Annotated in this window: 25 protein-coding genes; 24 read left to right on the top strand and 1 reads right to left on the bottom strand. The window is 44.3% G+C overall.

The genetic code is table 11. The features are described 5' to 3' along the window. From fabK to ADIAL_RS01380, 21 genes are all read left to right on the top strand, one after another. On the top strand, positions 1–966 hold the full coding sequence (gene fabK / locus ADIAL_RS01480; protein ID WP_034299123.1) for an enoyl-[acyl-carrier-protein] reductase FabK: 966 nt from the start codon (positions 1–3) through the stop codon (positions 964–966). Between the two features lie 66 nt (positions 967–1,032). Then, entirely contained in the window at positions 1,033–1,959 is a 927-nt protein-coding gene (fabD, locus tag ADIAL_RS01475; protein WP_034299120.1) for an ACP S-malonyltransferase, read from the top strand. 15 nt (positions 1,960–1,974) lie between these two features. After that, a complete protein-coding gene (gene fabG / locus ADIAL_RS01470) occupies positions 1,975–2,706 on the top strand; it encodes a 3-oxoacyl-[acyl-carrier-protein] reductase (RefSeq protein ID WP_034299117.1) in 732 nt (243 codons plus the stop codon). A gap of 16 nt (positions 2,707–2,722) precedes the next feature. Further along, positions 2,723–3,964 (top strand): beta-ketoacyl-ACP synthase II, encoded by a 1,242-nt coding sequence (fabF, locus tag ADIAL_RS01465; RefSeq protein ID WP_034299114.1) that lies wholly within the window; start codon positions 2,723–2,725, stop codon positions 3,962–3,964. Next, positions 3,964–4,449 carry an acetyl-CoA carboxylase biotin carboxyl carrier protein gene (gene accB / locus ADIAL_RS01460; protein ID WP_034299112.1) on the top strand — a complete coding sequence of 162 codons (486 nt, stop codon included), beginning with the start codon at positions 3,964–3,966 and terminating at the stop codon, positions 4,447–4,449. The genes fabF and accB overlap by 1 nt, the downstream gene beginning before the upstream one ends. A gap of 21 nt (positions 4,450–4,470) precedes the next feature. Continuing rightward, on the top strand, positions 4,471–4,893 hold the full coding sequence (gene fabZ, locus ADIAL_RS01455; protein WP_197017740.1) for a 3-hydroxyacyl-ACP dehydratase FabZ: 423 nt from the start codon (positions 4,471–4,473) through the stop codon (positions 4,891–4,893). 32 nt (positions 4,894–4,925) lie between these two features. Next, a complete protein-coding gene (gene accC / locus ADIAL_RS01450; RefSeq protein WP_034299105.1) occupies positions 4,926–6,302 on the top strand; it encodes an acetyl-CoA carboxylase biotin carboxylase subunit in 1,377 nt (458 codons plus the stop codon). Further along, complete coding sequence (gene accD / locus ADIAL_RS01445; protein ID WP_034299102.1) at positions 6,299–7,159, top strand: acetyl-CoA carboxylase, carboxyltransferase subunit beta; 861 nt, start codon at positions 6,299–6,301, stop codon at positions 7,157–7,159. The genes accC and accD overlap by 4 nt, the downstream gene beginning before the upstream one ends. Beyond that, positions 7,156–7,938, top strand: a complete 783-nt coding sequence (locus tag ADIAL_RS01440; protein ID WP_034299100.1) for an acetyl-CoA carboxylase carboxyltransferase subunit alpha — start codon at positions 7,156–7,158, stop codon at positions 7,936–7,938. The genes accD and ADIAL_RS01440 overlap by 4 nt, the downstream gene beginning before the upstream one ends. 127 nt (positions 7,939–8,065) lie before the next feature. Beyond that, positions 8,066–9,016 carry a hypothetical protein gene (locus ADIAL_RS01435; protein ID WP_155849148.1) on the top strand — a complete coding sequence of 317 codons (951 nt, stop codon included), beginning with the start codon at positions 8,066–8,068 and terminating at the stop codon, positions 9,014–9,016. A gap of 151 nt (positions 9,017–9,167) precedes the next feature. Beyond that, on the top strand, positions 9,168–10,478 hold the full coding sequence (tig, locus tag ADIAL_RS01430) for a trigger factor (protein WP_034299093.1): 1,311 nt from the start codon (positions 9,168–9,170) through the stop codon (positions 10,476–10,478). Between the two features lie 98 nt (positions 10,479–10,576). Continuing rightward, the gene (clpX, locus tag ADIAL_RS01425) at positions 10,577–11,830 is read left to right on the top strand and encodes an ATP-dependent Clp protease ATP-binding subunit ClpX (RefSeq protein WP_034299090.1); all 1,254 of its coding nucleotides are present in this window, start codon (positions 10,577–10,579) and stop codon (positions 11,828–11,830) included. Between the two features lie 183 nt (positions 11,831–12,013). Then, a complete protein-coding gene (gene yihA, locus ADIAL_RS01420) occupies positions 12,014–12,619 on the top strand; it encodes a ribosome biogenesis GTP-binding protein YihA/YsxC (RefSeq protein WP_034299087.1) in 606 nt (201 codons plus the stop codon). Beyond that, on the top strand, positions 12,616–13,719 hold the full coding sequence (locus ADIAL_RS01415) for a hypothetical protein (RefSeq protein WP_034299084.1): 1,104 nt from the start codon (positions 12,616–12,618) through the stop codon (positions 13,717–13,719). Before yihA ends, ADIAL_RS01415 begins: the two co-directional genes overlap by 4 nt. Before the next feature lie 181 nt (positions 13,720–13,900). Then, positions 13,901–15,193, top strand: coding sequence for a GTPase ObgE (gene obgE / locus ADIAL_RS01410; protein ID WP_155849150.1), 1,293 nt, complete (start codon positions 13,901–13,903; stop codon positions 15,191–15,193). 20 nt (positions 15,194–15,213) lie between these two features. Continuing rightward, positions 15,214–16,161 carry a ribonuclease Z gene (gene rnz, locus ADIAL_RS01405; protein ID WP_034299078.1) on the top strand — a complete coding sequence of 316 codons (948 nt, stop codon included), beginning with the start codon at positions 15,214–15,216 and terminating at the stop codon, positions 16,159–16,161. Next, positions 16,154–16,945 carry an SDR family NAD(P)-dependent oxidoreductase gene (locus ADIAL_RS01400; RefSeq protein WP_034299075.1) on the top strand — a complete coding sequence of 264 codons (792 nt, stop codon included), beginning with the start codon at positions 16,154–16,156 and terminating at the stop codon, positions 16,943–16,945. Before rnz ends, ADIAL_RS01400 begins: the two co-directional genes overlap by 8 nt. Before the next feature lie 73 nt (positions 16,946–17,018). Beyond that, positions 17,019–17,309, top strand: a complete 291-nt coding sequence (locus ADIAL_RS01395; protein WP_034299072.1) for a LapA family protein — start codon at positions 17,019–17,021, stop codon at positions 17,307–17,309. Between the two features lie 39 nt (positions 17,310–17,348). Continuing rightward, positions 17,349–18,212: a DegV family protein gene (locus ADIAL_RS01390; protein WP_034299069.1), complete on the top strand. Its 864-nt coding sequence runs from the start codon at positions 17,349–17,351 to the stop codon at positions 18,210–18,212. A gap of 104 nt (positions 18,213–18,316) precedes the next feature. Next, the gene (gene recJ, locus ADIAL_RS01385; RefSeq protein WP_034299066.1) at positions 18,317–20,617 is read left to right on the top strand and encodes a single-stranded-DNA-specific exonuclease RecJ; all 2,301 of its coding nucleotides are present in this window, start codon (positions 18,317–18,319) and stop codon (positions 20,615–20,617) included. 24 nt (positions 20,618–20,641) lie between these two features. Then, positions 20,642–21,154, top strand: a complete 513-nt coding sequence (locus tag ADIAL_RS01380) for an adenine phosphoribosyltransferase (RefSeq protein WP_034299063.1) — start codon at positions 20,642–20,644, stop codon at positions 21,152–21,154. A gap of 114 nt (positions 21,155–21,268) precedes the next feature. Here the strand turns inward: ADIAL_RS01380 and lexA are convergent, their stop codons facing one another. Continuing rightward, on the bottom strand, positions 21,269–21,904 hold the full coding sequence (gene lexA / locus ADIAL_RS01375; RefSeq protein WP_034299060.1) for a transcriptional repressor LexA: 636 nt from the start codon (positions 21,902–21,904) through the stop codon (positions 21,269–21,271). 197 nt (positions 21,905–22,101) lie between these two features. Between lexA and ADIAL_RS01370 the strand changes: the two genes are divergently transcribed. From ADIAL_RS01370 to ADIAL_RS01360, 3 genes are all read left to right on the top strand, one after another. Next, on the top strand, positions 22,102–22,341 hold the full coding sequence (locus ADIAL_RS01370; RefSeq protein ID WP_034299057.1) for a DUF896 domain-containing protein: 240 nt from the start codon (positions 22,102–22,104) through the stop codon (positions 22,339–22,341). Between the two features lie 110 nt (positions 22,342–22,451). Further along, positions 22,452–24,443 (top strand): transketolase, encoded by a 1,992-nt coding sequence (gene tkt / locus ADIAL_RS01365; RefSeq protein WP_034299054.1) that lies wholly within the window; start codon positions 22,452–22,454, stop codon positions 24,441–24,443. A 234-nt stretch (positions 24,444–24,677) separates the two neighbouring features. Next, complete coding sequence (locus ADIAL_RS01360) at positions 24,678–24,917, top strand: YneF family protein (RefSeq protein ID WP_034299051.1); 240 nt, start codon at positions 24,678–24,680, stop codon at positions 24,915–24,917. Positions 24,918–25,019 lie beyond the last annotated feature (102 nt).

Here is a 25,019-nt window from a genome sequence, read left to right as displayed (position 1 = left end):
ATGAATCAGCCATTACTGGAACAAATAGGAATCAAGTATCCCATCATACAAGGAGCCATGTCCTGGGTTGCAACCCCTAGTTTAGCTGCCGCCGTTTCCAACGCTGGTGGCTTGGGGATGCTTGGTGCCGGACACGAACCCGGTGAAGTGGTTCGAAAAACGATTCAGGAAGCCAAAAAACTAACGGATAAGCCTTTTGGAGTAAACGTACTGCTGCTGTCACCTTATGTTGAAGAAGTTGTGGATGTTGTCTGTGAAGAGGGCGTTAAAGTCGTCACAACCGGTGCGGGAAGTCCAGGGAAATTTATGAAAAAGTTTAAAGAAGCCGGCATCACAGTTATACCGGTCGTAGCTTCTGTAGCTTTGGCAAGAAGAATGCAAAATGATGGAGCAGACGCTATTATTTGCGAAGGCATGGAAGCCGGGGGACACATAGGTAAACTGACAACAATGACTCTCGTTCCGCAAGTGGTTGATGCAGTATCCATACCGGTTATTGCAGCTGGGGGTATTGCAGATGGTCGGGGAATAGCTGCCGCTATTATGCTGGGGGCTTCTGCTGTACAGCTGGGGACCCGTTTCGTTGTCGCGCATGAGAGTATTGCGCACGAGAATTTTAAAAAACGTATTTTAAAAGCCAGAGACATTGATACAGTCGTCACGGGTCAGATAACCGGTCATCCAGTGCGTGTCTTGCGCAACAAATTGACAAAAGAGTATTTAAAGGTCGAAAAAGAAATCACCAGTGATGAACAACCTGATTTCTCCAAGCTTGAAGCTATTGGCAAGGGTGCCTTAAGAAAAGCAGTTGTTGAGGGTGATAAGCACGGTGGGTCTTTCATGGCTGGCCAAATCGCAGGTCTTGTTTCTAAAGAGCAGAGCTGTGAAGACATCATTCAGGAACTGATGAGGGAGTACAAAGAAGTCGTATCGCATCCTACGGACTTTGAGATGCCATTTTCCTGACCTGATACTTTGATAATCAAACTATTATCGGATCAAGAAAAAACAGATTAAGGAAGGTCGTATGTCATGAAAACAGCATTTGTATTTAGTGGACAAGGAGCACAGTATGTAGGGATGGGTAAGACGTTCTATGATGCTTTCCCGACAGCGAGAGAGGTGTTTGATGAAGCAAGCGAGGCTTTAAATCTTAAACTGGATGATATTTGCTTCAATGATGAGAAAGCCATTCACTTTACGCCTTATACTCAGCCTGCCATTTTAACGGTCAGCCATGCAATCGAGCGTGTGTTAGCAGAAAATGGCCTGTCTCCTGACATGACAGCCGGTTTGAGCCTGGGAGAATATACTGCCTTAGTCTCTGCTGAAGCATTGAGTTTCAATGACGCTGTCCGGCTTGTACATAAGCGCGGTACCTTGATGGAACACGCGGTTCCAGGTGGTCAGGGAAAAATGGCAGCAGTCATCGGCCTTGAATCATTTAAAATTGAGGACATTTGCAAAGAAGTAACTGCCTCTGGGCACTACGTGGCTGTGGCCAATTACAATACGCCTACCCAGCTCGTTTTGACAGGTTCCTCTGAAGGGGTCTTGCTGGCTGCAAAAGCATCTGAGTCAGCTGGCGCCAAACGTGTCGTTGAGCTGAATGTGAGCGGTCCGTTTCATTCGCAGCTTCTTCAGCCGGCAGCAGATGAGTTTAGGTCTGTGGTGGAGGGACTCACTTTCAAGGAACCAGTTCGTCCGGTATATTCTAATGTTGATGCGGGCCGCTACCAGGAAGCTGCTTCCATACCAGAAAAATTAACAGCACAGATGGTGTCATCCGTGCACTTTGAACAGATGATCACACAGATGATTAAAGATGGAGCTGAGACCTTCATTGAAGTAGGACCAGGTAAGACGTTGCGGTCTTTCATTAAAGCCATTGACCGGAGCGTCTTGGCAAAAAATGTAGAAAACGTCAGTCAATTCGAAAAGCTTATCGCCAGAAACTGAAGTTAGGGAGGACTTATGGATACAAAAACAATCATTGTTACGGGGAGCTCCCGGGGGATTGGAAAAGCCATCGCTGAAAAGTTTTTAAGAGAAGGACACACGGTCGTGATTAACGGAAGAAGTGAGTTGTCTGAGGAAGCAAAGACTCACTACAGCTCCTATAAGGGAACAGCTCATTTCATAGCGGGAGATGTCAGTGATCCGACATTCGCGAAAGCACTCATAAAAGAAACGAAAAAGCAATTTAAAAAAATTGATGTTCTGGTAAACAATGCAGGGATTACCAGAGATAATTTGATTATCCGCATGTCAGATGAAGAATTTGACGCTACACTAAACATAAATTTAAAGGGTACATTTTATACATCCAGGGAAGTAGCGAAAGTGATGCTCAAGCAGAGAGCCGGCCATATCATTAATCTGTCCAGTGTCGTTGGCACTGTCGGCAATCCTGGTCAGGCTAACTATGCAGCCAGTAAAGCAGGTGTCATTGGCCTGACCAAATCTCTTGCCAAAGAGCTTGCCCCACGCGGAGTCCTGTCCAATGCCATCGCTCCAGGGTTCATCGAGTCAGATATGACGGGCGAGCTATCAGAGGAAGTCAAAGAGAAAGCTCTGGAAGCAGTCCCGCTAAGCAGATTAGGCAAGGCAGAAGAAGTGGCCGAATTGGTCGGCTTCTTGAGTGATCAGCACTACATTACCGGCCAAGTGTTCCACGTGGACGGCGGCATGGTGATGAACGGATAACCATAGGAGGCTAACAATGGAAAGAGTAGTAGTGACAGGAATGGGTGCAGTCACCCCTTTAGGGAATTCTGCTGAAGAATTCTGGAATGGATTGAAAAATGGAAAAAATGGTATCGGCCCATTGACAAAGTTTGATGGAGAAGCCATTGATGTGCACGTAGCCGGTGAAGTGAAAGAATTTGAAGCAAAAAAAGTAATGGATAGAAAACTGGCCAAGCGCATGGATCCTTTTTCACAATATGGCGTAGCTGCTGCGCTCGAAGCGATGAAAGACAGCCAGATTGATATAGAAGCGATTGACCCTACCCGTTTGGGAGTCATGGTCGGCTCAGGCATAGGCGGACTAAATGCCATGCAGAGTCAAATCATCAAGATGCATGAAAAAGGTCTGGACCGGGTAGCTCCCTTCTTCGTTCCTATGGCGATTGGAAACATGGTAGCAGGAAACATTTCCATTGCAACAGGGGCCAAGGGACCGAACCTGTCCATCGTAACAGCCTGTGCATCCGGGAATAACTCAATCGGAGAAGCATACCGTACCATCAAGCATGGTTATGCCGATATGATGCTCGCTGGAGGTTCCGAAGCCAGTATCAATGAAATCGGGATGTCCGGCTTCGCAGCTTTGACAGCTTTATCCAACAACAAGGACCCAAATGCAGCTTCTACACCTTTTGACAAAAACCGACATGGGTTTGTTATGGGTGAAGGAGCCGGCGTACTGATGCTTGAAAGCCTGACGTCAGCTTTGAAAAGGAAAGCAAAGATTTATGGGGAAATTGTCGGTTACGGAGCAACAGGTGACAGTTTCCACATGACGGCCCCTTCTCCAGACGGATCTGGAGCGGCTCGGGCTATGAAACTAGCGATGGAAGAAGCAGACATACAGCCGGAAGACGTCGGCTATATCAATGCTCACGGGACATCGACTCCGGCTAATGATTCATCTGAAACAGCAGCCATCAAAGCCGCCATGGGAGAGGTCGCTGCAAATAAGGTAGCTGTTTCCAGCACAAAAAGTATGACCGGACACCTGCTGGGTGGAGCCGGCGCTATTGAAGCAATTGCTGCAGTTAAAGCTCTTCAGGAGGGCATTCTGCCACCGACAATTAACCATGTCACAGCAGATCCAGACTGCGACCTGGACTATATTGCCAATGAACCAAGAGAAAAGAATATCCTTTACGCGCTTAATAATTCTCTTGGATTTGGAGGACACAATGCGGTGACCTGCTTCAAAAAATGGGAGGGTCAGTAATGGATTTTGAACAAATCAAAGCACTGATCGATCATGTCGATGCCTCATCTCTTTATGAGTTTGCACTCGAGCGTGAAGATGTCAAGCTGTCGATGAGTAAGCGAAAAGAGGCTGCAGGTGTAGAGAAGGCTAGTGCTAGCACTCTTGCTGAAGATAGCAGTGGTTTAGCTGTCAAGCAGGAGGAGCAAGCTGCACGAAATCCTGAAAAAGAAGATTCTGAGCCTGTTTTAAGCGAAACGGAAGACCTGCATGTGCTGAAGGCCCCGATTGTCGGAACAGGCTACCTGTCTTCTTCACCTGAAGCGGCACCTTTTGTGAAAGAAGGCGACCGTGTGACCACTGGACAAACCTTGTGCATCATCGAAGCAATGAAAGTGATGAATGAAATCAAGAGTGATGTTGACGGAGAAATTGTCAGTATCCTGATTGAAGACGAACAGCCGGTAGAGTTTAACCAAGCACTGATCAAAATCAAAACAGATTAAAGGAGCAGACTAATGACTACAATGAATATCCATGAAATCCAGGAACTGATTCCGAACCGCTATCCGATTTATTTTATTGATAAAGTAACAGAACTGATACCGGGAGAACATGTGACGGCCATAAAAAACGTGACAATAAACGAAGAGTTTTTCCAGGGACACTTTCCCGGAGAACCAGTCATGCCCGGAGTACTCATCGTTGAAAGTCTGGCACAGGCCGGGTCTATCCCACTACTGAAGCTGGATCAGTTCAAAAATCAGACAGCTTACTTGGGTGGATTAAACAAGGTTAAGTTTAAGAAAAAAGTAGTGCCTGGGGATGTACTGGAACTGAAAGTTGATATCGTTAAACTGAAGGAATATGCGGGCATCGGAAAAGGTGTTGCTTATGTTGACGGCAAAAAAGTGTGTGAAGTCGAAATGACCTTCATTATCGGAAGGTAAGCAACTGACTATTCACTAAGGAAGGGTTATGTATGTTTCAGAAGATATTGGTAGCCAATAGAGGAGAAATAGCAGTTCGCATCATCCGTGCCTGCAGAGAATTGAATATTAAAACAGTAGCCGTCTATTCAACTGCAGATGAAGACGCCCTTCATATGCAGTTGGCGGATGAAGCAGTTTGCATCGGTCCTCCAAAAGCATCGGACTCGTATTTGAATATACATAATATTCTAAGTGCGGCGGTCTTGACAGGTGCGGAAGCGATCCATCCCGGCTTCGGTTTTCTTTCAGAAAATAGCCTGTTTGCGGCTATGTGTGAGGAGGTCAATGTGACCTTTATCGGTCCGGACAAGCAGATCATCGAGCAGATGGGAAACAAGTCCAATGCCAGGGAAATGATGATCAAGGCAGGTGTTCCAGTGATTCCAGGAAGCAGTTCATCTATCACGACCCTGGATGAGCTGCATGCCAATGTCAAAGATATCGGACTGCCGGTGATCATCAAAGCCGTTGCTGGCGGTGGTGGCAAAGGCATGCGGATGGTATTTGAAGCAGATGAGCTGGAAGAGCGTTTTCTGCAGGCCCAGTCGGAATCAAAGGCTGCTTTCAGTGACGACCGGATGTATGTAGAAAAGATTATTAAACCGGCCAAGCATATTGAAGTACAGATCCTTGCTGATCATTATGGTCATGTGGTCCATCTGGGTGAAAGAGATTGCTCACTTCAGCGCAATCATCAGAAAATCGTGGAGGAAGCGCCAAGTTCCTCTCTATCTGAGGAGACGCGAAAGCGTATCTGTGAGAGTGCCGTACGCGCGGCCGAAGGAGTCGGCTATAAAAATGCCGGTACAATTGAATTTCTTGTTGATGAACAGAATGATTTTTATTTCATGGAAATGAATACACGTATCCAGGTCGAGCATCCGATTACGGAAATGATTACTCACATTGACATTGTCAAAGAGCAGATTGCCATTGCAGCTGGAGAACAATTGTCATTTACCCAATCGGATGTGGAAATGGCTGGGCATGCCATCGAGTGTCGAATCAATGCGGAAAATCCAGGATTCAATTTTGCCCCTTCACCTGGGGAGATTTCTTATCTCAACATGGCTTCTGGTGGTCTTGGGCTTCGGGTCGATACGGCCATGTTTGCAGGAGGAATAATTCCGCCGCATTACGATTCCATGATCGCAAAAATTATTACTCATGGAAACACTCGTGAGGAAGCTATCAGTAAGATGAAGCGTGCGCTAGGTGAAACAGTCATTGAAGGGGTACAGACTAATCTTGAATTTCAGATGGATCTGCTCAGTCATCCGGCTTTTGTAACAGGTGACTATACTACAGACACATTATCTGAAACCATCATTTTGGACTGGCTTGAAGACAGGAGGGACCTTGAATGAGATTATTTAAAAAGCGCCCCTATATCTCTCTTCAAAAATCCACTTCACAAAATGGACCGTCTGTACCGGATGGTATGTTTGAAAAGTGTCCTAATTGCAAACAGTCGGTATATGTGAAGGCACTTGGGCGGGAGCGCGTTTGTCCGCACTGTAATTATGCCTTGCGTATTAGGGCTCAAGAAAGACTCGCCCTGACGACCGACAGAGGGTCATTTACTGAGTGGAATGCAGACATCCATCCGTCCAATCCGCTAGATTTTCCGGGGTATGAAAATAAAATCAAGCAGGTACAGATTAGCAGTGGTCTCAGAGAAGCCGTGCTGACCGGAGAGGCAACAGTTAATGGAAATCCTACAGCCATTGGTATTATGGATTCGCACTTTATCATGGGCAGTATGGGACAGGCTGTTGGAGAGAAAATTACCCGGCTGTTTGAAGAGGCAACAGAAAAATCTCTTCCGGTGGTTCTTTTTACTGCATCGGGGGGAGCCCGTATGCAAGAGGGAATTTTCTCTCTTATGCAAATGGCAAAGACCAGTGCAGCTATAAAAAATCATTCCGATAAAGGTCTGTTTTATCTAACGGTCATCACGGATCCAACGACTGGAGGAGTAACGGCAAGTTTTGCCATGTTAGGCGATATTATCCTGGCTGAACCAGGGGCGCTAATTGGCTTCGCAGGCAAGCGTGTAATTGAACAGACAATCAAGGCTTCACTTCCGGAGGATTTCCAGCTTGCAGAAACGGTTCTTAAAAATGGCTTTATTGACCAAATTATTGAACGCAAGCGTTTAAAGTCAGTCATTGCTCAATTACTGACCCTGCACACGGAATTGGATGGAGGCGATAAAACATGACAAATGTGATGGACACTGTGGCCTTAGCCAGAAAAACGGACCGAATTAGTATTAGAGATATCACATCTATTATGATTGACGATTTTATTGAGTTGCATGGGGATCGTCTCTACAGGGATGATACAGCTATTGTAGGCGGTATTGGCCGCCTGAGTGGCCGTCCGGTAACGGTAATTGGTAACCAAAAAGGAACGAGCATAGAGGAAAATATGCAAAGCAACTTTGGTTCTGCCCATCCTGAAGGTTACCGAAAAGCATTGCGCTTGATGAAGCAGGCTGAAAAATTTAATCGCCCGGTACTTAATTTTATCAACACCTCTGGAGCCTACTGTGGGGTCGATGCCGAGAACCGTGGACAGGGAGAGGCAATAGCCAGAAATCTGCTGGAGATGAGCAAACTATCTGTACCGGTGCTTTCCATTATTTTAGGTGAGGGAGGCAGCGGAGGTGCGCTAGCGCTTGCAGTAGCTGATGAAGTATGGATGATGGAGCATTCCATTTATTCGATCCTATCACCTGAAGGATTTGCTTCGATTTTATGGAAAGATGCTAAAAAGGCCGGCGAAGCGGCTGAATTAATGAAGCTAACCTCAGCAGATTTAAAAGAGCTTGGTATCATTGATCAAGTGATTCCGGAACAATCTGACGGAGAGTGGCTCAGCAAAGAGAGTATTTTGTCTTCACTGAAAATAGAGATTGACCGTGCCTTTACCAAGTATGAACAGATGAACAGGGAGACCCTACTAAACAGACGGTATGAACGGTTCAGAAAATTCTAAAAAAGCAATGGGGTCTTCCCGTTGCTTTTTTATCTGCAGCCATTTTCAGGCAGATAAAGTCGGAATTTTCGGACCGTTTATCGCTTTGGTTACTTATGGTACAATCCATGTAAGGAGTGGATGCCCTGTGGGTGATCAGATCGAATTTCCAAAAAATTACGGGACGTATATGCACCATGCCATGAGAGCCTTGCAGACGGGGAATTATGGCGAAGCGATAAGCGATTTAGAAAAGGCATATGCCATCAAGGATGACAACAGTCTGAACGTGCTACTTGTTTCTACATTGTACCAAAACGGTCAGCTGAAAGAAGCGCTAGAGCTAGCAGAAGAGAAAGAGGCATTTTATGTTACAAACGAAAAACGCTATCTAATATATGCCGAACTGCTTATACAGAACGGCCAGCTTTTGAAAGCCCAAAAGCATATAGACCCGAAGCTGAAAGACGCTCAGAATCCTTTTAACGAAAAGTGGATTGGCCTTCAGGACAGTCTTAACAAGGTGAAACAGCGGATCGAAGAAGAACAGATGCAGCAGGAAAAAGAAAAGACCAAGAGGCTTTTTGCGTTAGCGTCAGTGTTACCGGAGGAGCAGCTCATGATTATCCGTGAGGCAAAAAGTATGCGTACAAACAGTCTAATTAAAGCGGCTTCATCAATCTTCCAGAATCCATATGTGCATCCGCTGGCCAAGTCAAGCTTTCTTTCGCTGCTGACTGAAAGGGAGGTCAGTGAAGAATTTCTTTACAACTGGTTTGATCAGACTCGCAAGGTAAGACCCTTAGAAGTCATTCCGCTAGAGACTGATCCGCTTGTAGCTGCACTTTTTAAAGACGCTGAAAAGTGGTTTGAGCAAAATCCGTCTCTGCTGGAGTTTGTTCAGAGTGAACTCAATGTGTATCTGGTTTCGCTTTTTCCCTTTATCGGTGAAGTGATCCAGCCTGAAGATACTGGCTGCTGGATTCGTCTAATTGCAGAAGAAATAGAACCGGGTCAGCTGACAGGAGAAACAGTCTCGGATGAAAAGCAAGCATTTATCCTTTCTTGGATTAATGATATCCGCCGTCAATTCCACTAAAATAAGCATCTGCAGTTTACAAGGATATATAAATATTGTATGATAGAAAAGTATGTTTAAACAAAAAACGTGAACGGGCCTTTAGGAGCATAGGGTCTCTAAAGGCGCGTCATGAAACAAAAATAGAAATCATTTCGGAGGGTAATATTACATGAGTACATCATTTGAAAAGACTGGACCGACAACCGGCCGTCTAGAATTTACAATCGACCAAGAAACTGTGAAACAGGGCTTGGATAAAACATTCAAGAAAGTTCAAAAAAGCCTGAACATCCCAGGATTTCGTAAAGGAAGAGTTCCACGTCGTATTTTTAACCAGATGTATGGAGAATCTGCTCTTTATGAAGACACATTGAACGATTTGCTGCCGGCAGCTTATTCCAGCGCTGTAAAAGAAGCGGGAATCGATCCTGTTGCTCAGCCGAACATCGACATCAAGTCTGTTGAAAAAGGGCAGGACTGGGAGCTGATTGCAGAAGTGACCCTTAAGCCTGAAGTCGAACTAGGTCAGTATAAAGACCTGGAAGTAGTTAAACAGGACCGCGATGTAAATGATTCGGATGTTGAAGACGCACTTGAGCGTCGTCGTGAAGGTCTTGCCGAACTGGTCATTAAAGAAGATGCAGCAGTGGAGGGCGACACTGTGGTTATGGACTTTGAAGGTTTCAAGGATGGCGAATCATTTGAAGGCGGTAAAGGTGAGAACCACTCACTCGTTTTGGGATCCAATTCCTTTATTCCAGGTTTTGAAGACCAGTTGACTGGAGTGAAAGCTGGAGACGAAAAAGAAGTCACTGTGACCTTCCCAGAAGAGTACCATGCTGAAGACCTGGCTGGACAAAAAGCAGTATTTAAGGTCAAAGTCCACGAAGTGAAAGCCAAAGAACTTCCTGAACTGGACGATGAATTCGTTAAAGATTTGGATGAAGATGTCGAAACAGTCGATGAGCTGAAGGCAAAAATCCGCAAAGAACTTGAAGAAAGCAAAACTACAGCAGCTGATGATGCTAGAGATGATGAAGCCATCAGAAAAGCTGTAAACAATGCAAAAATTGAAGAAATCCCACATGAAATGGCTCATGAAGAAGTTCACCGTCAGATGGACATGTTCCTGAACAACTTGAAGCAGCAAGGGATTTCGCCTGAAATGTACTACCAGATGACTAATTCTTCAGAAGAAGATCTGCACAAGCAGTTTGAAGGCGAAGCTGAATTCAATGTCCGTACGAATCTGGTACTGGAAACTATTGTTGAAGCTGAAGGCCTGAAAGCAACTGATGAAGACATGGAGAAAGAGATTTCTGATCTTGCCGGACAATACAACATGCCTGAAGATCAGGTCAGAAGTGTACTGTCACCGGATCTGCTGAACAGAGATATCTCCTTGAAAAAAGCGATTGACGTGATTACGTCTACGTCTAAAGAAACGCTAGAAGCTTCTGAAGAAGCGGACGCAGAATAAAGCATTTGAAAAAAGAAGGATGGGAATGCTGACCAGCATTCCCGTTTTTCATAAGGGAATAAAAAAGAGAAGTTTATTAAAGAAAGGTGACCTTGCCTATGTTTAACGATGAAGAGCAAAAAGGCAACATTTCCTGTTCTTTTTGCGGAAAATCCCAGGAACAGGTAAAAAAAATAGTGGCTGGTCCAGGAGTCTACATCTGCAACGAGTGTGTCGATTTGTGTCAGGAAATCATGGAGGAAGAATTCAGTAAGCAGTCATTTGATGGCGAAATGAATGTACCGAAACCCCATGAGATCCGTGAAATCCTCAATGACTATATTATTGGACAGGAAGCAGCCAAGAAAGCCTTGTCTGTAGCTGTCTATAACCATTACAAACGGGTTAACAGCCTGGACGAAGAAAGTGAAGACGAAATTGAACTACAGAAAAGTAATATTTGTCTCATCGGGCCGACTGGGTCAGGTAAGACCTATCTGGCTCAAACGCTGGCACGCATCCTTAATGTGCCCTTTGCGATTGCCGATGCAACGAATTTGACTGAAGCAGGTTATGTGGGTGAAGATGTCGAAAATATTCTTCTGAAGCTTCTGCAGTCGGCGGATTACGATGTAGAGCTGGCTCAAAGAGGTATCATTTATGTAGATGAAATCGATAAAATTGCCCGTAAATCAGAAAATGTTTCTATTACTAGAGATGTCAGTGGTGAAGGCGTTCAGCAGGCCCTGTTGAAAATACTGGAAGGCACGACTGCCAGCGTACCTCCTCAGGGTGGGCGTAAGCATCCTCACCAGGAACTGATTCAGATTGACACGACGAACATTCTGTTTATCGTTGGAGGAGCCTTTGACGGAATTGAAACAATTGTCAAAAACCGTCTAGGAGATAAGGTTATCGGTTTTGGAGCCTCAAGCAAACGTAAAGAAGCAGACGAAAAAGAAAGCATCATGCAGCAAATTATACCAGAAGACCTGCTTAAGTATGGTCTAATACCCGAGTTTATCGGTCGGTTACCAATTACTGCAGTACTTGACAAGCTGAACGAAGAGGATTTGGTTGAGATTTTGACCAGACCTAAAAATTCACTGGTCAAGCAGTATAAGAAATTGCTTCAGATTGATGACGTTGACCTCGATTTTGATGACGATGCATTGATAGCGATTGGGAAACGGGCCATCGAAAGAGATACAGGTGCCCGCGGCTTGCGTTCCATTATTGAAAGTATCATGCTGGATATTATGTTCGAAGTGCCGAGCCGTCCCGAAATCAAAAAAGTCCTGATCACTCAAGCGACTGTCGAAAGCCAAAGTGCCCCAATCTTTTATGATGAAGATGGACAAAAAGTAGGATAAAAAGTCAAAAAGACTTCCCGGCTTTAGAGGCGGGAGGTCTTTTTTATGCGGATAGAAAAACGCGCAGTCATTTTTTCGTAACATTAGGCGCGTTTCTGTCATCTTATTTTAACAAGAGTCTTTAAAACATAAAATTATGTGATATACTAAATAGTGATTCACGAATGAACTGGAGGAGAAATTATGAACAGCGACAAAATACATTATGCTGAGATTACGATCAGTGCCGTGTCTCCTTCGCAATATCCAAATGATGGCCTACCAGAAATTGTTCTAGCAGGAAGATCCAATGTAGGAAAATCTTCCTTCATTAACACGATGGTCAATCGAAAGAAACTGGCACGTACTTCCGGTAAACCTGGGAAAACACGTACATTGAATTTTTTCAATATAGAACATGCTCTGTTTTTTGTAGATGTTCCGGGGTATGGTTACGCAAAGGTTTCCAATGCTGAGCAGAACAAGTGGGGCCGCATGATGACTGAATATTTTGCTTCCCGGGATGCATTATCTTTAGGCATCCTTTTGGTAGACTTTAGACATGTACCAACTGAGCAGGATATACAGATGTATGATCTGTACAAGTACTATGATGTACCGGTATTAATCATTGGCACTAAGGCAGATAAAATTAAAAAGTCCAAATATAACAAGCATGAGAGCATCATCAGAAAAACTTTGGAAATCGAGCCGGAAGATAAATTTTTCACCTTTTCTTCAGCAACTAGAGAAGGCAGAGATGCGATTTGGGAAGAAATCTTGCGTTATACAGGGGATGAAGAACAATGAAACTGCTGATGTACGGCATCAATCGGGACACAGTATCTGCAGAAGATATTTCCCGGTACAGCCTGACGGAAGCTTCAAGAAGCAGGCACTTAAGAGACATTTACCTTTTTGACGGTGTCATGGAAGTTGTATTGCTGGTCACCGACAATCGAAACGAATATTACCTTTATGTGGATGAGACAGAGTTCCGTCACGGAGATTTGTTGAGATACCTATCTGATTATACGGAAAAATCTCTGGAAGAAATCATTTTGGAGAGCTACAGTAAGTTTAATGAGGACGTAGTCAGACACTTACTTGATCTGTCAAGCAATCTGAATGTATCAGAGCATCAGACGGATGAAACCGTTGATGTGATCGATGACGCCCTGTCTGCAGCCTTAAAAAATCATACAGCTAAAACAGCCCTTAAAGCTCTGTTCAAAAGAGCTATGGAATTTTCTCTGACTCTCTGTGAAAAGGAAACGTTGAAACCTCTCATGCAGAGCGAAGTGCTCAAGGCAGTCCGTTCGATAAAAGAAGCAACGAATAAACAAGATACCAGCGTGTTGGTGATCGGCAGTGATCAGCTGACAAATATGGTTTTAAAGCATTTGTTGAGTGGGACACTCGGTTCACTTAGCATTCTGGACCGAACCAATCACACACAGAAGGCTGTGACTCAGCTTAAGTCCTGGCTTCGGATTGCAAAGCAGTCCAGTTGGAACCGGTACATTCAGGTTATCGATTCTCAACAGCTTCTTTATAGGCTGGCAAAAGCAGATGTGATTATCATCGGTCCTTCCGAGCAACACTCATGGCTATCAGAAGAACTGCTGCAGGAAATGATGATTATGAGGCCTACGGCAAAACACCAGTTAGTGTTTGATTTCAGTTACGCGCAAGATGAAACGGTGTATCATAAATACGAGTCGATCGACTATCGGCATATCGATGACGAACCGGTAAGGAAATATACTGAAGACCGGCAGGAAGCAGCCAAAACAGCTTATGATGAATTGATTAGCTCAACGACAAGTCAGTACATGGATCATTTCAATCATCTGCAAAATACTAGTGTCTTTCACTTTTCAAAAAAGAATTTAAAACAGGTAAGGTAAATTAGCTTTAAGGGTAAAAGGGCAGGGGGCTTTTGGTCCCATGCTTTTTTTATTTCCCTTGGGAACATAACAAAACAATATTGGACAGTAACAGAATGCGATTAGATATCACAGATAAATTAGTGTAGAATAAAAGAGATAAACCAGTTCGGTAATGGAGAAAGAAGGGTTATACGTGTCAATGTTTTTAGATCAAGTCAAAGTCAGCGTAAAAGCTGGCAGCGGAGGTAACGGAATGGTTGCCTTCCGTAGAGAGAAGTATGTTCCTGACGGCGGACCTGCAGGAGGAGACGGAGGCATCGGTGGCGATGTTATATTTATTGTGGATGAAGGGCTAAGAACCTTGATGGACTTTAGGTATAACCGTCACTTTAGAGCGGCAAACGGTGAAGGAGGCATGTCCAAGGGCATGCACGGAAGAGGAGCCAAGCCTCTTTTTGTAAAAGTACCGCCCGGGACTGTCGTTAAGGATGCGGAGTCTGGAGATTTGCTGGCTGACCTTGTTGAACATGAGCAGCAGGCGATCATCGCCAAGGGTGGACGCGGTGGACGCGGAAATATCCGGTTTGCGTCACCGAGAAATCCAGCACCTGAAATAGCAGAAAATGGGGAGCCCGGAGATGAAAGAGAGATTGAACTTGAGCTGAAAGTTTTGGCTGATGTTGGATTGGTCGGCTTCCCTTCAGTGGGCAAATCAACTTTCCTGAGCGTAGTTTCTTCTGCCCGTCCTAAAATAGGCGCTTACCACTTTACCACACTGGTTCCGAATCTGGGGATGGTTCAGGTTGAAGATGGCCGCAGTTTTGTACTGGCGGACATGCCAGGGCTGATTGAAGGAGCTTCTCAGGGTGTAGGTCTGGGTATAGAATTTCTGCGTCATATCGAGCGTACTCGCGTTCTGTTGCATGTGATCGACATGAGTGGTGTAGAAGGCCGTGATCCTTACGAGGATTATTTGACAATCAACAAAGAACTGGAAAGCTATGACCTCAAGCTGCGAGAACGGCCACAGCTGGTTATTGCCAATAAAATGGACATGCCGGACTCAGAAGAAAATTTAAAAATATTCAAGCAAAAGATAGCTGAAGAAGAGACCATCGATATTTTTGAAGTATCCGCTTTGACCAAGCAAGGGTTGAATGCAGTTCTCAGCCGAACAGCTGATCTGCTGGAAACTGCACCGCAGTTCCCGCTATACGAAGAAGAGACCAACGAAGAAGAACGGGTACTGTATAAGTTTACACCGGACAGCCGTGAATTTACGGTAACACGCGATCCGGACGGTACATGGGTGATTGCTGGGGATAAAGTCGAGAAACTCTACAAAATGACGAATTTCCAGTTTGATGAGTCTATTATGCGCTTCTCCAGACAACTGAGAGGTATGGGCATCGATGAGGCATTGCGCAGCCGGGGAGCTAGAAATGGCGACTCTGTACGTATCGATGATTTTGAGTTTGAATTTGTAGAATAATATGTGTAAAGGACAGTTTGATGGATTTATTATTTCTAGGAACAGGATCAGGTGTGCCCGCTAAACACCGCAATGTCTCCAGCATGATTCTCAAGCTGCTGGACGAACGCAACAGCTTGTGGCTGTTTGACTGCGGCGAAGCGACGCAGCATCAGATTCTAAAGACGTCAGTAAAACCGAGAAAAATCGAAAAAATTTTTATTACTCATATGCACGGTGATCATATATTCGGTCTTCCTGGACTACTGAGTAGCCGGGCTTTTCAGGGTGGAGACTCACCCGTAATTATTTATGGACCCAAAGGCATCAAGCAGTATGTTCTGACTTCCTTGAAACTATCTCAGTCTCATTTTCGCTATGCCATAAAATTTGTCGAATTTGATGAGGAAGGGATTATTTTTGAAGATAAGCAGTTTGTTGTCTCAATGGGTAAACTTAAGCATGGTATTCCTTCTTATGGCTTTAGAATAGAAGAAAAAGACCGTGAAGGAGAGCTGATGGCAGACAGGCTCAAAGAAATCGGCGTGCCGTTCGGTCCTCTTTTTGGAAAGCTTAAACAGGGCAAAACTGTAACATTATCAGATGGGCGTATCATTAACGGGAAAGACTTTATCGGCCCGAGCCAGAAAGGTCGAGTGCTGACTATACTTGGAGATACTGTCAAGACGGCTAAGAGTGTAGAACTTGCTAGAGATGCAGATGTTCTGGTTCATGAGAGTACTTTTCTGTCTCAGGATCAGCAGCTTGCCGCCAGTTACCGACACTCGACCAATGTAGATGCAGCCCAAACCGCACAGCAAGCACAGGCTGCAAAGCTTCTGCTTACGCATATCAGTGCACGCTATCTCTATGCTGACAGTAAAGTGATGGAAAAAGAAGCGAGACAATACTTCAAAGAAACTTATGTTATGCATGACTTAAGTGAAGTGTCAATCCCACTGAAGAAAGAAGGACTGCAGGATGGATAAGGTACAAGGAAAAGTTATATGGATAACGGGTGCATCATCGGGTATTGGAGAAGAACTGGCCTACCAGCTGGCGGAGAAAGGGGCAACCCTGATCCTCAGTGCCCGGAGTGCGAACAAGCTGAAAAAGGTAAAAGAAGAGTGTGTAACCAGATTTTCTGCCCAGGTTCTCGTGTATCCCATGGACGTCTCAGATCCTGAAGCAATCAAAGCAGCTGTGTCGACCGTCTCAGAAAAAATTGGGTCGATTGATGTACTGATAAACAATGCAGGTTTCGGACATACTCAGGCATTTCTGGATTATGACTTCAGCCGTGCAGAGAATATGTTCAAAGTCAATGTTCTCGGGTTGATGTATATGTCCCAGTTGGTTGCCAGAGACATGAAGCAAGCAGGAGCGGGACATATTATCAATATTGCGTCGATTGCCGGAAAAGTGGCGACACCTAAGTCAGCCGTATACTCTGCCACCAAATTTGCTGTAATTGGCTTCAGCAATGCATTGAGACTCGAACTAAAGGATAACAATATCCAAGTGACTACAGTCAATCCCGGCCCTGTGGACACTCCTTTTTTTGATGAATTTGATCCTTCTGGTGAATACCTTAAAAATGTCAGCTCGATGGTTCTGTCCGCAGAGTATGTCGCTCATGAAACAGTAGCCGCTATAGGCACGAAGAAGCGCGAAGTAAATCTTCCCAGAAGTTTGAGTGTTGCCTCGAAACTATATGCTCTGTTTCCGCTAATTAGTGACTTCCTTGTTCGGACAGCCTTTAACAAAAAGTAAGCTCTTTGATGAAATAATTATAAAAATATGGTATTCTTTAGAAAATAATTATGATTTCGAGAGGAGCTCTACAATGAAAAGGCAATGGAGTATGATAGGGGCTATTCTTCTATTTTTGATTGTTGCGGTATTATCTGTTCTCAATGTGGACCCGGTTCCTATAAACTTCGGGTTTGCAGTGGTAGAATGGCCGCTGATTATTGTTATTTTCGTATCCGTACTGCTAGGAGCATTCATAGCCACGCTATTGTCTACGTTCAAAATTTACAAAGACCAGCGTCAGCATAAAGAAACACCAGAAGCTAAGCCATCAAGGCAAACACGTACGGATAAGGCTGCTGGCCGGTTCAGTAAAGATAAATAAAGAAACGCCAGAACGACTATTTGATACAGGGGGATAATCATGAATAAAGAAAAGATAGCAGTTTTGACGGATTCTGGTTCTGATGTGCCTGAAGCGGTCCGGCAGAAATATGATGTAAAAGTTATTCCATTAAAAATCATCTTTGAAGACGGCGAGTACGTCGATAAAGTCAATATCACAGCAGAAGAAGTGTATGAGCGTATGGACGAGGAAATCCCGAAGACCTCTCTGCCGGATGGTGAAATGATTCGCGAAATACTGGATGGAATTAAAGCTGAAGGATATGAAAAAGTCCTGGCTATAACGATTTCAAGCGGTTTAAGTGGTACCAACAACATGATTCGCGTTGTAGCCGAACAGTACGAGGGCTTAGACATTTTTGTTCTGGATACAAAAAACATCGGCATTGGATCAGGTTTTACTGTTGCTGAGGCAGCCCGTCTGGTTGATCAGGAGATGCGATGGGATGTATTGAAGGACAAGCTGCAGAAAGATATTGAAAAGGCTAAAGTATTCTTCCACGTGCCCACACTGGAATATCTGCAAAAAGGTGGTCGAATCGGTCTGGTTCAGTCCGTTCTCGGTAGTATGATGAATCTTAAGCCAATTATTACATGCAACGAAGACGGTATTTACCATACAGTGGCTAAAGTCAGAGGTAAAGCGAAATCAGTTAGCAAGACTGTACAGTTGGTGGAGGAATTCGCGTCCTCTGCCAAGAAATATAATCTGGCCATTGCCTATGGAGGCAAGACTGCATTGAAAGAAGCGGAAGCCATTCGACTGGAACTGAAAGAGAAGCTTCCCGATTTCGAAGAATTCTTTTTTGATCAAGTCAGTCCAGCACTGGGTGTGCACACAGGACCCGGTCTTATCGGTATCGGAGTACAAATACTGAGCTGAAAAATCGATCATACTAAAAGAGATACAATAAAGCATATCTTTATTGTATCTTTTTTCTTTGCTAAGATAAGTTGGTATGAATAACTTAAGGAGTGAATCAGAACGTGTCAGAAACGACCTGGAAAGAGTCCCAAATCGACGAGGATATGTTATCGACTTTGGCTGCACAAATGAAGCAGTCTAAAACATTTATTCGTCTGTGCCTGCATCGCGGATTGAACAGCAAGGAGGCTATCGAGCATTTCGTTAGTCCTACCAGAGAGTGGTTTCATAACCCATTTGACATGACCGGAATGGAAAAAACAGTTCATCGTATACAAGAAGCGGTAGAAAAGAGACAACAAATCACGGTTTATGGAGATTATGATGCTGACGGCATTACAAGTACAGTAATTATGTATGAAGCAATCGAGCTGCTCGGCGGCACTGTTGATTATTATATTCCAAACCGCTTTACAGATGGTTATGGCCCTAATGTTGACGCTTTTGAAAGGCTTATTGCCAAGGGGACAGAGCTGATCATTACAGTTGATAATGGCATTGCCGGTCATGAGGCTATTGATTATGCAAATAAAGCTGGCGTCGATGTGATTGTAACCGATCACCATGAATGTCCAGAGACTCTGCCAAACGCCTATAGTATTGTTCATCCGAATCATCCTGATGGACATTACCCTTTCAAGCAACTGGCGGGAGCAGGTGTGAGTCTTAAAGTTGCAGAAGCTTTGCTTCAGGAAATACCTGAAGAACTGCTGGAACTGGCTATGATAGGAACAATAGCTGATCTAGTGCCCCTTGAGGATGAAAATCGTGCCATCGCTTATTTTGGCTTGCAGTTGATTGCCCGTACTCAAAGGCTAGGGCTTCTGGCTTTTCTTCAGCAAGCTGGTATTCGACCGGAAGATATGGATGAGGAAGGAGTCGGGTTTAAGCTGGCTCCTCCATTCAATGCAGCAGGTCGTCTTGGAGAAGCCTCGATTGTCGTCGATTTGCTGACAACTTTTGATGAAGAACGGGCACAGGAACTTAGTCAGTCTGTACTGGCTAGTAATAATGAGCGGAAAGAAATCGTGGAAAAAATTACCGCAGAAGCGCTTGAGAAAGTTGAAGAATGCAAGTTGGATCCCGTCATCATCCTCAGTCATGAAAACTGGCATCAAGGTGTTTTAGGAATTGTCGCGAGTAAAATTGCTGAAAAAGTCAACAAGCCAACCCTAATTTTCTCTGTTGACAGTCAAAAGGGAGTGCTTAAAGGATCCGGTCGAAGTATTGAAGGCTTTAATTTATATGCCTGCATAGATGGAGCCCGACCGCTACTGAGCAGCTTTGGAGGCCATGAAATGGCATGCGGAATCAGTCTGCCCATCGAGAATAAGGAAGCATTCAGCGACACAGTCAGGACAGCAGCCCAGAAGATGCTCGCTGGATCAGATATGTCCAGGGAGCTGGTCATAGATTCTGAACTAGACTGGTCTGATTTGTCGGTTGAACTGATTGAAGAGCTTGACCAGCTCAAGCCTTTTGGTCAAAACAATGCCAAACCGCTGTTCAAATTATCCGCAGCTAACGTCAGAGAATCGAGGGTGATTGGAGCGAATCAGGATCACTTTAAAGCTCAGTTGGAGAAAAACGAACGGGTACTGGATCTTATTGCTTTCCATTCTGCTGACTGGCATGACGTCTTCCGGTCAAAACCGACAGTCGACATAGCAGGATATGTCAATATTAATGAATGGAACGGCAATCGTAAAGTTCAGGTTCAGGCTATTGATTTCAAAACCGACAGGCCTGTCGTCATTGACAAACGTCAGCTGAAAATCAGTCCGACAGTTTTCAAGCAGCACAATGCTCATTATCTCTTTTTTTCCAGACGAAACTTCAGTAATTGGCAGTCTGCCATTCATCCAGAAGCTTCAAGCCAGCTTTTAGAGGCCGACTTGGAACCCATGGATATTCCATCTTCTGAAGCGGTCGTTGTTGTCGATGTTCCAGACCACCTGGCACTCATGCAAAAGGTATACCGTCACTATGATCAGCATGTCATTCACTGTTATTTGCAGTCAACTAACGAATATTATTTTAAAGGAATGCCTAAAAGAGCACAGTTCATGCAGTTGTACAAATGGCTGTTGAGTAAAGAAAAAATAAATTTGGCACAGGAGACTCAGACAATTACGCGTATGCTCAGAGTGGATAAAGAGATGGCTAAATTTATGTTGATGGTGTTTTTGGAGAACGAATTTGTTACAATAGAGAATGGGGAGTTGAGTGTCATTTCCAATCCGAATAAAAAACGGCTGGAAGACACTGTAACGTACAAAAAAAGACAGGATCAGATAGAAGCAGAAGAGAAGCTGGTCTATAGTTCTTTCAGTGAGTTACTGACGGCCCTCAAGACGCATTAATCGTATATATAACGGAGGATAAACATGGATTTTAAGAAGTATATTGCAGCTGTACATGATTTCCCAGAAGAAGGGATTGTATTTCGTGACATTTCACCTTTAATGGCTGACGGAGAAGCATACAAGGAAGCAACTTCCAGAATTGTAGAATATGCACGCGACAAGGAAGTTGATATGATTGTTGGTCCGGAAGCGAGAGGATTTATCGTGGGTTGTCCGGTAGCCACAGAACTAAAAATCGGTTTTGCTCCTTGCCGAAAGAAAGGCAAGCTGCCTAGAGAAACGGTTGAAGTCAGCTATGGCCTGGAATATGGCAGTGACATTCTACAGTTGCACAAGGATGCTATTAAGCCTGGTCAGAAAGTATTAATCACGGATGACTTACTGGCAACAGGTGGGACGATTGCCGCAACAATTAAACTTGTTGAAAAGCTTGGAGGAGAAGTAGTTGGAGCAGCTTTCTTCATTGAATTAAAAGATTTGAACGGCCGGGATAAAATTGAAGGCTATGATATCTTTACCCTTATGACTTACTAACCGATCAGGTAAAAGTAAGAAAAAAAATGCATTTCCCGTAAGGCCCCTCTGTGGGAGACATGGGAAATGCATTTTTTACTGCTGTGGTAAAGCAAGTCAGCTGGATTAGACGCTTTAGCTGACTGAGCCTCTGTACAGAGAGATGACTTTACCGAGTATAGTCACATCACTCAACAGTAGAGGTTCAAGATCATCGTTTTCAGGTTGGAGACGGATATGATCAGTTTCCTTGAAGAAACGCTTGCAGGTGGCCTCATCTTCGTCTGTCATGGCAATCACCACATCTCCATTACTGGCTGTTTCCTGCTTGCGCACAATCACCTGATCTCCATCAAGAATACCGATGTTAATCATACTGTTTCCTCGAATTGTCAGCATGAAAAGGTTCCCTTTTTCAAGCTCAAGATCATTGGGGATTGGGAAGTAGTCTGTCGCTTCTTCTACAGCTAGTATCGGCTCGCCTGCCGTCACGACTCCTAGAAGTGGAATCTGCTCAAAAGCTTCGCTGACACCCAGTTTATTGAGTCCTTCTTTAGTAAACTCAATGGCCCGCGGCTTGGAAGGATCTCTGAGAATGTAGCCGTTTTTTTCCAGACGGGCGAGGTGACCATGAACAGTTGAGGTTGAAGACAAAGCCGTAGCAATGCCGATTTCTCTAACCGTAGGTGGATAACCCTTCTTATTCACTTGTTCATATATATACTGAAGTATTTCGAATTGTTTTTCGCCTTTACGGCCTCTTGTAGTCATTATACTAACCCTCGCTTTCATTAGTTTATGGAACGTGTGTTCAGCTATACAAATTAAGTATAGCACAATATATAGAGTGATTCAAACAAACGTTCGACATCAGTTTTATTATTACAGGCCGGTGTCTCTACCACTTTCAACCTAAGGATGTTATGATAGAAATGAAAGTATTCGAATATCAATTGTAGGAGGATCTTATGTTAGAGAAAGCAAAACTTGATCGGATAAATGAGCTGGTCAGAAAAGAGCGGAATGATGGACTGAATGATCAGGAAAAAGAAGAACAAAAAAGTTTGAGAGAAGAGTATATTCAGGCCTTTCGTTCGGGTATGAAAAATCAAATCGAAGGCATGAAAGTTGTCGATCCTGACGGCCAGGATGTTACTCCGCAGAAAGTCAAAGACATCCAGAAGAAAAAGGGACTGCACGATAGATAACTAGTGTTACATTAGTGCGGTCATTTCACTGGCCTGCATTGAACTGAAAGACAATCAGGTGTACAATGTAAGGGTATTAATTATTGAGAAGACGAAAGGGTTGAAGTGCATTGTTCGATAAAATTGATCAGATGGCTGTAGACACGATACGTACCTTAAGTATTGATGGAGTGGAAAAGGCGAATTCCGGACACCCGGGACTGCCAATGGGAGCAGCACCGATGGCATACACGCTATGGACTAGACACTTGAAAGCTAATCCAAAAAATTCAAAATGGTTCGACCGGGACCGATTCATCCTGTCGGCCGGACATGGGTCGATGCTGCTGTACAGCCTGCTGCACCTATCAGGCTATGACGTTAGTATAGATGATCTGAAAAATTTTCGTCAGCTTGGCGGTAATACGCCAGGGCATCCGGAAGTTCACTATACTGACGGAGTCGAGGCAACTACAGGACCTTTAGGTCAGGGAATTGCCAATGCTGTAGGGATGGCTATGGCAGAAGCTCATTTGGCGTCAACCTACAACACATCAGATTACGCTGTGGTCGATCATCATACCTACGCTCTATGTGGAGACGGTGATTTGCAGGAAGGGGTCTCTCAAGAAGCAGCTTCTCTTGCTGGTCACCTAAAACTTGGAAAACTGGTAGTGTTGTATGACTCCAATGATATCCAGCTTGACGGACCAACATCAAACGCCTTTTCAGAAAATGTGGGCCAGCGATTTGAAGCATATGGTTGGGAACACATCTATGTAGAAGACGGGAATGATATGGATGCCATCGATGCGGCCATCTCACAGGCTAAGGAGTCTACCGATAAGCCAACCTTGATTGAAATCAAAACTGTCATCGGCTTTGGTGCGCCAAACGCCGGTACACACAATGTACACGGTGCTCCTCTAGGACCCGAGGGTGTCGAAGCAGCTAAGAAAGCTTACGGCTGGGAAGGCGAAGATTTCTTTGTACCTGAAGAAGTCAGCCGTCGTTTCAGTGAGCAGCTGACTGATCAGGGACCAAAAATTGAAAAAGAGTGGGACAATTTGTTTGCTGACTATAAAGCTGCTAATCCTGAACTGGCTGAGCAGTTTGAACTGGCTCTTTCCGGTGATTTGCCTGAAGATTGGGATGCCGAACTGCCAGTGTTTTCAGAAGAAGGTGGGACAGAAGCGACTCGTTCAACGAGCGGGAAAGTTCTGAATGCTATTGCCAAGCGAGTACCTAACTTCTGGGGCGGATCAGCTGACTTGTCCGGATCAAACAAAACCATGATAGATAATGTCAGTGACTTTAAAGCTGGTCAGTACGAAGGGCGTAACATCTGGTATGGGGTTCGTGAATTTGCAATGACTGCAGCTCTTAACGGTATCCTGCTGCATGGGGGAACAAAGTCTTACGTGGCTACCTTCTTTGTATTTACGGATTACCTGAGACCGGCCGTCAGACTGGCTGCACTGTCTAAAATTCCGGCAATCTATGTCATGACACATGACTCTATTGCAGTAGGAGAAGATGGACCGACACACGAACCTGTTGAGCAGCTGTCCAGCTTCAGAGGTATGCATAACCTCACTGTGCTGCGCCCGGCTGACGGCAACGAAGTAGCCGCTGCCTGGGAAGTTGCATTGACTTCCAAAGACAGACCAACCATGCTTGTACTGACTCGTCAAAATCTGCCGGTACTTCCTGGTACAAAAGATTCTGCTAGAGATCAGGTCAAAAAAGGTGCTTACGTTCTGTCTCCGTCGGATAGTGACACACCAGACGGTATTTTAATTGCTACAGGCTCAGAAGTGACATTGGCTGTTGAGGCTCAGAAGAAACTGAAATCTCAAGGACAAGATGTTTCTGTGGTCTCCATGCCAAGTTTCGATTTATTTGAACAGCAATCAGACGAGTACAAGGAGTCTGTGCTTCCGAAAACTGTTACAAATAGACTGGCTATTGAGATGGGGTCGTCCTTTGGATGGCACAAGTACACCGGACCGGAAGGCAAAATTCTGGCTATCGATAAGTTTGGTGCCAGCGGTAACGGTGAAGCAGTAGTAGAAGCTTATGGCTTTACTGTGGATAATGTTGTTAGCACTTACTTGTCATAAAAATAACTACAGACCGTTTTATCCGGTTCAGCCGGATGAAACGGTTTTTTCTTCTAAAGATATTGCTGATAAATTAGTGGAGTAATGTTGAAATAGAAGCAAAGGGCTTTTTTATTAGTCAATAACTCAGGTTAAGGTTTATTTTTCCTCTTTTATTGTGTAAAATAGTTCAGTGAGCAGTACTGACAGTTTTGTCAGGCCTACAGTATTGAAAGTGAAAGGAGTGACCGTAAAATGAATACAGGCTTAGCTATTTTACTTATTATTTTAGCGCTAATCGGAGGGCTCGTTGGAGGCTTTTTCATTGCCAGAAAATATATGATGGATTATTTTGAAAAAAATCCTCCAATTGATGAAAACATGCTGCGTATGATGATGCTTCAAATGGGACAGAAGCCATCTGAGCGTAAAATCAACCAGATGATGAGCCAGATGAAGACACAGCAGAAGAGTACGAAAAAGAAAAAGAAATAAGTGTCATTTAAAGGGCAGCTCAAGCAGCTGTCCTTTGATTTAAACACAATGTGACAATCTGTCACATTGATGCCAAAAAAGATACAAAAAAGAAGGGGATGG

Source organism: Alkalibacterium sp. AK22 (assembly GCF_000585255.1).
Lineage (GTDB): Bacteria > Bacillota > Bacilli > Lactobacillales > Carnobacteriaceae_A > Alkalibacterium.
This window is presented reverse-complemented; position numbering and strand designations above follow the sequence as displayed.